Raw genomic sequence first — 12,813 nt, forward strand, 5'->3', positions numbered from 1 at the left:
TTATCTCAGTTTTTTCTGTACAGAACTGTCTTAAACCCCCTTATCAAGGTAGTCAGTAACATTTCAGGCTGCAACTAACATTAATAGAGTTTTATTGAAAATTTATGGCACAACTAACAGAGTGAAAAAAGTTTAATATCACTTCACAATTTACGCTTAACGCAAATACCAGTTATTTTCAGAGCGCATTCAGCCGGTTAAGCTTGATAGATCTGGTCAAAAGGCGCGATGGGGCGGGATTCGGCGTTTTGCAGCGGGCGTGATAACATAACAATCTGATCTGGCCCAGGGGAAAGTTATGAACGTAAGCAGTGCTGAAAAAATCCTGTCGCAGGCTGAGGCGCTCTGTCAGCAGCGCAATGTCCGGCTTACGCCGCAGCGTCTGGAAGTGCTGCGTCTGATGACCCAGCACCATGGTGCCATTAGCGCCTATGACCTGCTTGACCTGTTGCGGACCACTGAGCCACAGGCAAAACCGCCAACTATTTATCGTGCGCTGGATTTCCTGCTCGAACAGGGTTTTGTGCATCGTGTCGAGTCAACCAACAGCTATGTGGTCTGCCACCATTTCGAAGAGCCTTCGCACACATCGGCGATGTTAATCTGCGATCGCTGTGGTGCCGTGGCGGAAAAGCATGCTGATGGTGTTGAAAAAATCTTAAAATCGCTGGCCCTGTCTTCAGGCTTTGCCCTGACTAATAGCGTTATCGAAGCGCATGGATTGTGTCGCGAGTGTGTGGAAGTGGAAGCCTGTACACATCAGGATGCGTGCCAGCATGACCATACCGTCAACACGAAAAAGCGCGGGCGTTAAACATAAATAGAGTGACTGATTGACCCTGGAGAGGAATTTTCGGGGGAAATAAGGATTGGAAAGGTAAGTGGCACTTTCCATGTGCCAGAGTAGGAGCATCGTCCTGAAACACTTACTTCATATCAGAAAACAGGTCAGAAGCGGTGGTTATTTTGGCTTTCCCAGTCGCTGACTTCTTTCTCAGCCTGGTCTTTCGCATAGCCATAACGTTCCTGAATTTTACCAACAAGCTGATCTCGTTTGCCTTCAACGACGGTCATATCGTCATCGGTCAGCTTGCCCCATTTTTCTTTCACTTTACCTTTTAACTGCTTCCAGTTACCGCCGGCTTCGTCTTTATTCATCTTGTCACTCCTAGACCTTAGGTGCTAACAATTTTAGTGGCATCGTCTCAGCAAAAGCTACAACAGCAATATAAATCGCTACTTAACAGCTGAACTTACAGATAATTATAGTAGATGATGGAGGTTTTGCCTGTCATGGCGAATTTCTGGCCCGAAAAAGGGGTAGAAAAGAGATAAGAGATAGCGAAAAGTCAGGGAGATCATGAACTAACGAAGCGGCAAACTTAAGTAACTAAATATGTCAGTCAGCGAACCAGCTGTTGTTCTGCCAGTGGCGTCGCCAGATAAACCAGAGGGTCACGCCACGCAACAGCAGGAACACCGTCACAGCCAGCCACAAGCCATGATTGCCCAGCAATGGCACGGTAAACAGCGTCAGCCCGTAACCCAGTGCTGCAATCACCATGCCGTTGCGCATCTCGCTGGCACGAGTGGCGCCGATGAACATCCCATCCAGCAGATAACACCACACGCCGCAGACGGGCAGAACTATCTGCCAGAACAGGTAAGCGTCCGCCTGCTGCCGCAGTTCAGGCAGTGAGGTGAGTAACTCAATAATACGGGGCCCGGAAAAGGCATAGAACAGCGAAAACAGCAGCGCAACCACCCCGGCTTGTCGGCACGCTGCGCGCCAAATCGACAGTAGCTTGCTGCCATCCCGCGCTCCGTATGCTTCACCCGAGCAGGCTTCCACTGCGTAGGCAAAGCCATCCAGCGCATAGGCAGTAAAGGTCAGGAACATCATCAGAATGGCATTCACCGCCACCACCTCAGCGCCAAGGCGTGCGCCAAAGATGGTTAACGAAACAAAGCACAACTGCAGCAGCAGCGAGCGCAGCATAATATCGCGGTTCAGACGCAGCAGCCTGGCAATGTTTCCCTGCCACGCCGTTTTCAGCATTGCCAGGGAAATGCCACGCAGCTTCATCACCCGCCAGACCATTAACAGCCCGATAATCAGCGTGACATATTCGGCAATGGCGGTGGCCGCAGCGGCACCTTCAACGCCCCACTTCAGACCGAGCACCAGCCACAGGTCCAGCATGATATTCACCAGGTTGCCGATCACCAGCAGGATCACCGGGGCCCGGGCGTACTGCACGCCAAGCAGCCAGCCCAGCAACACCAGATTTGCCAGCGTGGCCGGGGCACTCAGCCAGCGAATATTCATAAACAACGCGGCCTGATGTAACACCGCAGGGTCGCCACCGACTATCGACAGCGCAAGATGGTTCAGAGGGGATTTCAGCAGGATAAAGGCCAGCCCGGCCAGCAGCGCAATCAGCAGGGGCTGCATCAGGGCCCTTGCCAGCGCAGGTTTGTCGCCTGCACCAAAGGCCTGTGCGGTCAGCCCGGTGGTACTCATGCGCAGAAACAGCAGCAGCATAAACAGAAAGCTGGTGGCGGTGGTCCCCACCGCCACGCCGCCAAGATAGCTGGGGCTGTCGAGATGACCAATGACGGCGGTATCGACCAGCCCCAACAGCGGAACGCTGACGTTCGACAGGATCATTGGCAGCGCGAGCCGCCAGAGGTGTTTATCTGAAGAGGTCAGAAATCGCACGATAAATAGGGATTACAACCAGTTACCGTTGCGGATCACACCCACAGCCAGTCCTTCAATTGACAGCGTCTGCTGACGAAGATCGACCACAATCGGCTGGAATTCGCTGTTTTCTGGCAGCAGCTGCACCACATTGCCCTGCTTCTTCAGGCGCTTTACTGTCACTTCATCATCAATACGTGCCACCACAACCTGGCCATTATGCACGTCCTGGGTTTTATGCACGGCCAGCAGGTCACCATCCATAATGCCGATATCTTTCATCGACATGCCGCTGACTCGCAGCAGGAAATCCGCACCAGGTTTAAACAGGCCAGGGTCAACCTGATAGTGGCCTTCGATATGCTGCTCGGCCAGCAGCGGCTCACCGGCGGCGACGCGGCCAATCAGCGGCAGGCCTTCCACTTCTTCTATCATCAGACGGATTCCGCGTGAAGCGCCGGAAACGATCTCAATTACCCCTTTACGCGCCAGTGCTTTAAGGTGTTCTTCAGCCGCATTGGGGGAACGGAAGCCAAGCTGCGTAGCGATTTCCGCCCGCGTTGGCGGCATGCCGGTCTGGTTAATATGGTCGCGTATCAGCTCATAAACCTGTTGCTGCCTTGCCGTTAATGCTTTCATCCCGCCCCCTGGTTGTTTATACAGTCGACTGTGAGTATATACAGGTATTTACGCGATGAAAACCTAAACATGGAGAAAAAACATTGAACCCGTCAGATTGAGCAAACCTCAGCTCAGATGCGCAAACAGGAGCGTTATCCAGGTAAATAGCGCCAGCAAAATAGCCAGCAGCACGGCGGCGGACCCCATATCCTTCGCCCGGCCAGATAAAGGATGAAAATCGCTGCCGATACGATCGACTACCGCTTCAATCGCGCTGTTGATGATCTCAATGATGATCACCAGCACCACAGAGCCAATCAGCAGCACGCGCGTGATCGCATTCACATCCAGCCAACAGGCCACCACAATCGCGACAATCACCGCAATCGCTTCCTGGCGGAAGGCCGCTTCGTTGTGCCAGGCGGCACGCAGGCCTTTCCATGAGTAGCCTGCGGCTTTTATGATTCGGGTCAATCCGGTGACGTTATTTGCCATAATGAGGGAACCCTTTGTGATCTTTAACGTCAATGTGTGAGTGGCGCACATTTTGCAACACCACAGATCTCGCAAGCGCTTTCTGGTATGCTTGCCGCGCTTTGCTAACAAGAGGCTTCATGTTGTCTATGTCAGGTTGGCGTAATTTATATTATAACTTATTGAATTTACCGGTTAAACTCCTGGTAAAAAGTAAAGCGATTCCTGCCGAGCCGGTCGCTGAGCTGGGGCTCGATACATCGCGCCCTATTATGTATGTGCTGCCGTACGATTCAAAGGCCGATCTTCTGGCGCTGCGTGAACAGTGTCGCAAACAGGATCTCCCCGATCCTCTCGATCCGCTGGAAATTGATGGTACCGTACTGCCACGTCATGTATTTATCCATGATGGCCCCCGCGTGTTCCCCTATTTCATGCCGAACGTGGAATCAGTAAAGCTGTTTCACGAGTATCTGGATCTGCACCGCAGTAACCCGCTGCTTGATGTGCAAATGGTGCCGGTATCGGTGATGTTTGGCCGCGCCCCAGGCCGTGAAGTGCAGGGCGACGATCAGCCTCATCTGCGGGTGCTGAACGGTGTGCAGAAGTTCTTCGCCGTACTGTGGCTGGGCCGCGACAGCTTCGTGCGTTTTTCGCCGATGGTTTCGCTGCGCCGCATGGCTACTGAACACGGTACGGACAAAACCATTGCCCAGAAGCTGGCAAGAGTGGCCAGAATGCACTTTGCCCGCCAGCGTCTGGCCGCAATTGGCCCTCGTCTGCCGGTGCGTCAGGATCTGTTCAACAAGCTGCTGCAGTCCAAAGCTATCGCCAAGGCGGTAGAAGATGAGGCGCGCAGCAAGAAAATTTCCCATGAAAAAGCTCAGCAGAACGCCGTTGAACTGATGGAAGAGATTGCCGCAGACTTCTCCTATGAAGCGATCCGCCTGACCGACCGCGTGATGGGCTGGACGTGGAGCAAGCTGTATCAGGGGATTAATGTTAATGGCGGCGAGCGCGTGCGTCAGCTGGCACAGGACGGCCATGAAATCGTCTACGTGCCCTGCCATCGCAGCCACATGGACTATCTGCTGCTCTCCTACGTGCTTTATCACCAGGGGCTGGTGCCGCCGCATATCGCCGCCGGTATCAACCTGAACTTCTGGCCAGCAGGCCCGATTTTCCGCCGCCTGGGCGCGTTCTTTATCCGTCGTACCTTTAAGGGCAACAAGCTCTATTCCACCGTGTTCCGTGAATACCTGGGTGAGTTGTTTACCCGTGGCTATTCGGTTGAATACTTTGTGGAAGGTGGCCGCTCCCGTACCGGTCGTTTGCTGGATCCGAAAACCGGCACGCTGTCAATGACCATTCAGGCGATGCTGCGTGGCGGCAACCGCCCTATCACGCTGGTGCCGATCTATATCGGTTACGAGCACGTGATGGAGGTGGGAACTTACGCCAAAGAGCTGCGCGGTGCGACCAAAGAGAAAGAAGGCTTTATGCAGATGGTCAACGGGTTGCGCAAGCTGCGTAACCTGGGCCAGGGCTACGTTAACTTTGGTGAACCGCTGCCGCTGGTTAACTATCTGAACAAGCACGTGCCGGAATGGCGTGACTCTATCGATCCTATCGAGGCACAGCGCCCGGCATGGCTGACGCCTGCGGTGAACGATATTGCTCAGCGCGTGATGGTGCGTATCAACAACGCCGGTGCAGCTAACGCCATGAACCTGTGCGTAACCGCCCTGCTGGCTTCACGTCAGCGTTCACTGACCCGTGAGCAGCTGACCGAACAGCTGGAATGTTACACGCAGCTGATGCGCAACGTGCCATATTCGCCGGACTCCACCGTGCCGGATATGACACCCGAAGCGCTGTTGGATCATGCGCTGGGCATGAACAAGTTCGAGATTGAGCAGGATAATATCGGAGAAATCATCGTTCTGCCGCGTGAACAGGCGGTGTTGATGACCTATTACCGTAACAACATTCACCATATGCTGGTGATGCCGTCGGTGATTGCGGTGATCCTGATGCAGCATCGGGAACTGACACGTGCCGAGCTGCTGCGCCAGGTCAGCGTGATCTATCCAATGCTGAAAACCGAGCTGTTCCTGCGCTGGGATAAAGAGAACCTGCCGACCGTGCTGGACGCGCTGGTCAGCGAAATGGCCCGTCAGGGTCTGCTGACCGCTGATGAGCAGAAGTTACGCCTCAGCCCTGCCCGTTTCCATACTCTGCAACTACTGGCTGCTGGCGTGCGTGAGACGCTGCAGCGTTATGCGATCACCTTCTCAATCCTCAGTGCTAATCCGTCGATTAACCGCGGTACGCTTGAGAAAGAGAGCCGGACGATGGCCCAGCGTCTGTCAGTGTTGCACGGTATCAATGCGCCGGAGTTCTTCGACAAGGCGGTATTCTCCACGCTGGTGCTGACGCTGCGCGACGAAGGCTACATCAGCGATACCGGCGATGCGCTGGTTGAGCAGACCCACAAGGTCTACCAGATGCTGGCAGATTTGATTACTCAGGAAGTCAGGATGACCATTGAAAGTGCGGTAGCGCACGAGTAAAGCGGGGTTCTGAAATGAAAAGGCCGGTGATTGCTCACCGGCCTTTTTTTGTGCCTGCCGATCAGAGCCAGCTGTTCAGTGGCGCGCAGCTGAGCGCAATACCGACAAACAGGACCAGGCCGACATAGTTATTGTTCAGGAAGGCCTGGAAACACGCATCACGCTCACGGGTGGTAATCAGCCGCTGCTGATGCACAAACAGCGTGGCGGCCAGCAGGAGTGACCAGTAAAACGCGCCGCCCAGCTGCATCATCCAGCCAATCAACGCCATCAGCACCAGCGTGGCGAACTGCAGCAGGCCGACGATCAGCTTATCAAAGCGACCGAACAGGATCGCCGTCGACTTCACTCCGATCCGCAGATCATCATCGCGATCCACCATCGCATACAGCGTATCGTAGGCCACCGTCCAGCAGATATTTGCCAGGAACAACAGCCAGCAAGCCAGCGGTACGGTTTCACTCACCGCGGCCCAGCCCATCGGGATCGCCCAGCCAAAGGCCGCGCCCAGCACCACCTGGGGCAGATGGGTGTAGCGCTTCATAAACGGATAAACCCATGCCAGCGCCAACCCGCCGAACGACAGCCAGATGGTCATCGCATTCATGGTCAGCACCAGACAGAAAGAGACCAGCACCAGCCCGGCAAACAGCACCTTAGCTTCTTTTGAGGTCACCGCGCCGCTGGGCAGTGGACGGGACTGGGTACGCTTCACGTGGCCGTCGATTTTGCGGTCGGCGAAGTCATTCACCACGCATCCTGCGGCACGCATAAAGAACACGCCGATGATAAAGACTGCCAGCACGTTCAGCGGTGGAATACGCATTCCGGCCAGCCACAGAGCCCACAGGGTCGGCCACAGCAGCAGCAGCGATCCAATCGGCTTGTCGATACGCATCAGGCGGCTGTATGCCTGGAATTTACTCATTGGCAAACTTCTTTCCACAGCTAACTCCCTTCGGCCTGCACCGACCAGTAGAGCGGTGCGGGCGGTAAAAACAGTTCGGTCAGTAATAATGGTTTGCCGGAGAGACGCAGACGCGAGCGACGTCCCCACAATCCGTCCACCAGCCCTGGTTCGATAAAATCGCGCGTCAGGGTTGAAGAAGCAAACAGGTAACGGCCCAGCGGGCGCGTGCCCAACCGCTGCAGCATTTGCTCCGGACCGTTCAGCGTCGACTCCGGCACAACGGTGCGGCCAGCCAGCCAGGGAACCCCGTCGCCGCACAGCAGGATTTCCCGCAGCCAGTAGCGCGACTCCTGCGGTAATAAGGACGCTTCAGTCCCCACCTGTTCCGCGTTGATAAATCCTTCCTGCAACACCTCAACCGTGACCTGACCACAATGGCGCTCAAAGCGCCGGGTCATGGAATCTTCTTCCATCAGCCAGTCAAGCTGCGGGGCCGTCAGTAAAGATGAGGAAGTGGGTAGCCATTCGAGGGCGCGCAGCTGTGTCAGCGCGTGATCGGTCATTGGCCTCTCCGGGCAAAAAATTTTGGAGGGATAGTGTAACGCAGACCCTGCCTGAGAACACAGAGTATTAATACCCAGCCTGTGCTGGGAGCATTGGCCGTCAATAGCGCGAGACGCTTTACAGGCGGCCGGGCCTCCAGGATTTGCAGCTTATTCCCTTTTCAGTCGGTTGCTGTTCGCCAGCCACAGGGTGAACACCAGGATCAGGATCGCGATCGAGTAGGCCAGCGTATCAAACGGGTTTTTATGGTCGACGATAATCAGACGGATAATCGCCGTGATACCGATATAGACAAAATAGCGCAGCGGGAAGTGATATCCCGACTGGAAGTATTTGACAATTAAGGCAATAAACTCGAAATAGAGGAAGTAGATAACAATCCCCTCGATCAACAGATAAGAGGAAGTCTGCTCGCCGGTGTTCAACAATACGTTGGCCAGGTGGAAGGTTTCCTTGCCCAAAAAAATCGCCAGAATACCGGCCAGAATAATCAGGCCAATATTCAGCACCATCTGTAAAACCCAGGCAATTCGTGTGGCGGTAATCATGCAAACATCCTCTGAAGTCACTGTTAACTGTCAGGATAATCCCGACATGCACAATATGCTTCAGCGTGACGAAGTTCACAAGTTTTTGCGCAGGGGCAGGCGGACAGAGAGGGGGCGAAGCCATTCGCCCCTGAGATGTTCACTTTGCAGAATAGAGCGGGCCAGGTGAATCTGACCCACTGTCACTTAACGGAAGTTTTCGTCGCGATCGCTGGTCATATCATACAGCTGGTACTTACGACCCAGCATCTGACCGCCATCTCGCGTCAGCGGCGTCCAGTTAACCTGCGCACGGCCGCGGGTTGGCGTGGCGGTGAACAGATCCATCGGAATCGATATGTAGAAGCCTTTAGTGAAGTCGCCCTCACCGTATTCTTCTGCTGATACGTTGGTTTTGGTGGCGTAAGCCCCGACGATCACGCCGCTGTCGAACTGGCGAGAGACGTCAATCGTCGCCCCTTTATCTTCGGCCAGATACTGCCCGACGCTCGCCTTCACCAGCACCTGATGGTTGAAGAACGAAGGTCGCCAGTAAGCGGTCAGATTGCCGACTTTTGCGTTGTAGTCGGTGAACTGCATCATGTTGTCCCAGTCACGCTGCTTGACGTAGTTGGCATCCACGCCAAATGCCCAGTCAGAGTCGAGCGGACGGTACAACACTTCGCCCCCCACACCGCCGTACATCGTTTCCAGATAACCGCCATAAACCTGCCCATAGAAGCCATTTCCGAGGTAGTGCATGTAGTTGGCTTGCAGGTTATTCACATAGACGTTGTTTTCAACGTAGTCGCGAATATGGGTGCGTACGCGCGGTAACGAGGAATCAGAAGGCGCGCCGTTGTAGTTGAACTTGTCGTAGTTGTTTGCCAGGTTGCCAAACACGCTGCCATCAAGCAACAGGTGGTTAGTCAGCCAGTAGCTGGCGCTGCCCATCACCCCAACCTGATAAAGGTAGAAGCTTTCCGGTCCGCCAACAGACTGGTTCAGCACCGGAGCAATATTGTAGGTAAAGTCATCCGGATCGATATGGTAACCCTGTTCAGTACGGCCCGGATCAACCGGATTGACGCGCTGCTGATCCAGCATTTTTTCCTGACCCAGTGGATAACCTTCCAGCTGCTGACGCAGGCTGTCCACGCTGGTCCGGGTGGTCACCTGCGGCATCCGGTTGCGGGTTTCAGTGATGTCCACCGTATCCACATTCTCTGGCAGATTGTTCATCACGATCACGTTCGCGCGGTCGATCCCTTCCTGGGTATTGCGGTACTTGGACTGCTGGCCGGTCACGTACAGGGTATTGCCCTTCACCTGCATGTTCGGCCCCGTCAGGCCGGCGTTGTATTTCAGATCGGTCAGCTGGTCTGCCGCCACTGTCGAATCAAGGAATTCGCCCTGTGGCTGCGGCTTGTAAGCCGGTTTGGGCACATCGACGGAGGCTGAATGCAGATCGTTAAAGTTGGTGCGCAGCGTGAAGCCCGCCATAAAGGTGTTGCCACGCTCATAACTGACGTTAACATCGGCCCAGTCGGTAAGACGGTAAATTGCCCCGACGTTAACTTTGCTTTTCTGCTCCAGGCGCCCGGCGAAATCGTCCTGATAATTGTTGCCTTCGTACTCCACCTTCAGGCGCAACGGCTGCCACGGCGTCTGATATTCCACACCACCAAAGAGGGCCGCGGGGCCTTTGAACATGTCCTTGCCGCTCACTGAACCCGCGGTGCCATTGTTGTCTGAACGGTAGCAGTAGCTGCTGTCAGCTTCACAGAATGGGTTTTTCACCGTGCCGCTGTTGCCGAGGTAGCCGAAGCCCAGTCCCAGCGTAAAGTCGAATGGTCCCCAGGCTTTGGTCGCCACAAAATATTCACTGTCGAAAAGACCCGTACCGCCAAGGTCACGGGCGCCAACCGAGAATTCCGGCAGCCAGTAGCCTTCCTGCCACAAACGCGCTTTCAGGTCGAAGGCTTTGTCTTTATAAGACTGGTTACCACTGAAACTCTCTACCGCACTGTAACGACGGGTTTTCACATCGGTATAGCGGATCGTCGCTTCGAGCCAGGGAAACAGCTGTACCGACGAGGAGTAAAATCGATACTGATCGTTGTAGCGATAATTCAGGCTGAACTCGCCGTCCTTTGCCATACGCGCGGTGGGCACCTGCAGCAGGCCCACACCGCCGAAGTCGGACTGAGAAGGACCTGGCGCATCGGGCCAGGTGGCCGCCTGGGCCTGGCAGGCGCAGGCAACGGAAACTGCCAGCAGGCTGAGAAGACAGGTTTTTTTCATCAGTCAGGGATCCGGTGCGTCAGAACAGAGATAATCTGCTGGTTAAGATCTGCATACTGGCCAGGCAGCGACCAGGAGGAGAAGCCAACGTAAATAATGCTGCCAGTCTCTGGCTCAACGTGGCGGCGATTCCAGTAAGCAATCGGCACTTCCGTTGTCTCGCCCGAAGGTGCAATCACCGTGGCAAAGTTACGTTCCGCACCGACGAGACGGTCGTGGTCACCGAGGTAATCAACAACAGTCCGTCCGGGCAGCCACGGCGTTTTCCCGCTGCCGCTGACCAGGCCCGCCAGGGTCACATTGGTTGGCTCCCGCAGGGTATACACACTGTAATCGCCTTCCAGACGGCGGTTTTCCGCCGCACGCACACGTACCCAGTCAGGATCGAGATTGACGATCTGCCGTCCGGTCACTTTCACTGCGGCCACCTGCTGCAGGAGGTTATCCACTACCGCTGCTTTATCCGCATCATCATCCGCATGCAGCTCGTTGCTCCACGCCTTCAGCCGTGCCAGCAGCTGTTGTTGCTGTTGCAGCGCCACCGCCGTCGCCATTTTTTCGGCGATCACCGTACCCGGCCACCAGGTTTTGCCCTTCAGCTCCGGGCTGGTCACCAGTTGAGCCAGATTTTGCGCATGGCGGACGACTGCCGTCTGCGTCTGCCCCGGATAAAAGACCGTGACCTGGCTTTCTGCAGACACGCTCAGCGACACGCAGGCAGCCATCCCTGCGAGGAGAGAGGTTATTTTTTTCATGATTTCGCCGGCTTCAGGATGGTGGTTTCAATGGGGAAGTAATCGCCGCCCAGCGTCTGCCGTGACTGGCGGATCTGACCAGTGGTGGTGTCGACCCAGAAGATGTTGGTCCAGGATTTACCGTCTGCGGCCAGCTCTACGTGCTCCTGCCAGACGCGGCAGGCAACTTTATTGCCCGCCAGATCCAGCACCTGATCGTTCCCTCGCGTGAAGTGAGAAACCGCCGTACCGGCGCGAAACTTCCCGGCCTCGGTCCAGCTCAGCGTGCGCGTCCAACTGGCCCCTTCCGTCAGGTGCAATGCATCGGCCAGCGGATCCTGCTGCAGATTGGTGACATCCACCAGATTGTCAGTCAGCCCAAGCGTTTTCACCACCCGCCCATGCTGAGTGACCACCACCGAGCGGTCGCGGGTGATCCACTTTTGCTGACCGTTTTCATCAAAACCCAGCACCACGAAGATCCTCTGCCCGTCATTCACGCGCAGATACATGCTGGCATAGGGCAGGCTTTCAACCTGTTCAGGGGTGACCTGAACATCGTCTGGCCCCAGCAGGGCGAGTTTTACCGAATCAGTCAGCCCTTTTTGTGTTTGTGTACAGGCCTGGAGCAGCAGGCATAGAAGCAGCAGTGATATATAGCGCACCTGTGTGAGTCCCTGAACAAAGTCTGACAATGTCAAAAAATAACCACACAGCCGTGTGGTTATGATTAATTTACCGAACTTAGCGAGTGGTCGCCGTGGTGGTGGTCGTAGTGGTGCCGGTGTTAGACCCGTTACCACCGCTGCTTGCTGCCAGCGCTACGCCAACCAGTGCGCCAAGCGCACCAATACCCACAGCCGTGGTGGTTCCTGCGGAGAGCGTTCCCGCAGTTGCACCCGCAGCAGCACCGGCTTCTTCAGGTGCAGCGAACGCGGCTGAAGCTGTGGCCAGATAAGCGATGGCTGCAGCAGCACATAAGGTTTTTTTCATATCATTTCCCTTCATTAAATGAATGGATACCCAACCTGAAGGGTTTCAGGCGCGTTCAGTATAAGGCAATAAATTAACAGAATTGAGGGCTGATACGGCGTGGCTTACAGGGGATTCTGGTTGATTAAAATCAACGCCATTTGGCAGGTTCAGGCAGTATTTAATCCATTAGCTCAGGTTACTGGCATTAATAACTGTGATCTGAAGCCATCTTAGTGCCATTAACTGGTAATCTGCTTTAGCGGCGGGGATTAACACGAAATGGCGTAATCATCAAACCAGCCTGATTTAAAATCATATTTATCAAATAATTAATTGAAAATTCCCCGCCTTTGCCTGCAAAAATGCCAGCTAAGGTTTTCAGAATTATCTTGGCGTAAAAGCCTCAATAATCAACGGTTTTAAGATT

At 54.8% G+C, this 12,813-nt stretch carries 13 protein-coding genes; 2 read left to right on the forward strand and 11 right to left on the reverse strand.

Annotation, left to right across the window (positions count from 1 at the left end):
- Positions 1 to 298 precede the first annotated feature (298 nt).
- Complete coding sequence (gene zur / locus GSQ70_RS05900) at positions 299 to 814, forward strand: zinc uptake transcriptional repressor Zur (RefSeq protein ID WP_158781685.1); 516 nt, start codon at positions 299 to 301, stop codon at positions 812 to 814.
- Positions 815 to 948: 134 nt separating this feature from the next.
- Here zur and GSQ70_RS05905 read toward each other — a convergent pair whose 3' ends face one another.
- The 4 genes from GSQ70_RS05905 to GSQ70_RS05920 form a co-directional block, all read right to left on the reverse strand.
- Positions 949 to 1,158, reverse strand: coding sequence for a CsbD family protein (locus GSQ70_RS05905; protein ID WP_158781686.1), 210 nt, complete (start codon positions 1,156 to 1,158; stop codon positions 949 to 951).
- Positions 1,159 to 1,399: 241 nt separating this feature from the next.
- Entirely contained in the window at positions 1,400 to 2,722 is a 1,323-nt protein-coding gene (gene dinF / locus GSQ70_RS05910; RefSeq protein ID WP_158781687.1) for an MATE family efflux transporter DinF, read from the reverse strand.
- Between the two features lie 12 nt (positions 2,723 to 2,734).
- Positions 2,735 to 3,343, reverse strand: coding sequence for a transcriptional repressor LexA (gene lexA, locus GSQ70_RS05915; RefSeq protein WP_158781688.1), 609 nt, complete (start codon positions 3,341 to 3,343; stop codon positions 2,735 to 2,737).
- A gap of 108 nt (positions 3,344 to 3,451) precedes the next feature.
- A complete protein-coding gene (locus GSQ70_RS05920; RefSeq protein ID WP_158781689.1) occupies positions 3,452 to 3,820 on the reverse strand; it encodes a diacylglycerol kinase in 369 nt (122 codons plus the stop codon).
- A 128-nt stretch (positions 3,821 to 3,948) separates the two neighbouring features.
- Here GSQ70_RS05920 and plsB point away from each other — a divergent pair, with 128 nt between their 5' ends.
- The gene (plsB, locus tag GSQ70_RS05925) at positions 3,949 to 6,372 is read left to right on the forward strand and encodes a glycerol-3-phosphate 1-O-acyltransferase PlsB (protein WP_158785238.1); all 2,424 of its coding nucleotides are present in this window, start codon (positions 3,949 to 3,951) and stop codon (positions 6,370 to 6,372) included.
- A 61-nt stretch (positions 6,373 to 6,433) separates the two neighbouring features.
- On the opposite strand, the gene ubiA is transcribed toward plsB, so the two are convergent.
- From ubiA to yjbE, 7 genes are all read right to left on the reverse strand, one after another.
- Positions 6,434 to 7,318: a 4-hydroxybenzoate octaprenyltransferase gene (gene ubiA / locus GSQ70_RS05930; RefSeq protein WP_158781690.1), complete on the reverse strand. Its 885-nt coding sequence runs from the start codon at positions 7,316 to 7,318 to the stop codon at positions 6,434 to 6,436.
- A 2-nt stretch (positions 7,319 to 7,320) separates the two neighbouring features.
- Positions 7,321 to 7,845: a chorismate lyase gene (ubiC, locus tag GSQ70_RS05935; RefSeq protein ID WP_158781691.1), complete on the reverse strand. Its 525-nt coding sequence runs from the start codon at positions 7,843 to 7,845 to the stop codon at positions 7,321 to 7,323.
- Positions 7,846 to 7,995: 150 nt separating this feature from the next.
- On the reverse strand, positions 7,996 to 8,394 hold the full coding sequence (gene psiE, locus GSQ70_RS05940; protein WP_158781692.1) for a phosphate-starvation-inducible protein PsiE: 399 nt from the start codon (positions 8,392 to 8,394) through the stop codon (positions 7,996 to 7,998).
- Positions 8,395 to 8,580: 186 nt separating this feature from the next.
- The gene (locus GSQ70_RS05945) at positions 8,581 to 10,677 is read right to left on the reverse strand and encodes a YjbH domain-containing protein (RefSeq protein WP_158781693.1); all 2,097 of its coding nucleotides are present in this window, start codon (positions 10,675 to 10,677) and stop codon (positions 8,581 to 8,583) included.
- Positions 10,677 to 11,432 carry a capsule biosynthesis GfcC D2 domain-containing protein gene (locus GSQ70_RS05950; protein WP_158781694.1) on the reverse strand — a complete coding sequence of 252 codons (756 nt, stop codon included), beginning with the start codon at positions 11,430 to 11,432 and terminating at the stop codon, positions 10,677 to 10,679. The genes GSQ70_RS05945 and GSQ70_RS05950 overlap by 1 nt, the downstream gene beginning before the upstream one ends.
- Entirely contained in the window at positions 11,429 to 12,076 is a 648-nt protein-coding gene (locus tag GSQ70_RS05955; protein WP_158781695.1) for a YjbF family lipoprotein, read from the reverse strand. Before GSQ70_RS05955 ends, GSQ70_RS05950 begins: the two co-directional genes overlap by 4 nt.
- A 79-nt stretch (positions 12,077 to 12,155) precedes the next feature.
- Entirely contained in the window at positions 12,156 to 12,404 is a 249-nt protein-coding gene (gene yjbE / locus GSQ70_RS05960) for an exopolysaccharide production protein YjbE (protein ID WP_158781696.1), read from the reverse strand.
- Between the last annotated feature and the right edge of the window lie 409 nt (positions 12,405 to 12,813).

The organism is Pantoea sp. BAV 3049 (genome assembly GCF_009765445.1).
Classification (GTDB): Bacteria; Pseudomonadota; Gammaproteobacteria; order Enterobacterales; family Enterobacteriaceae; genus Erwinia.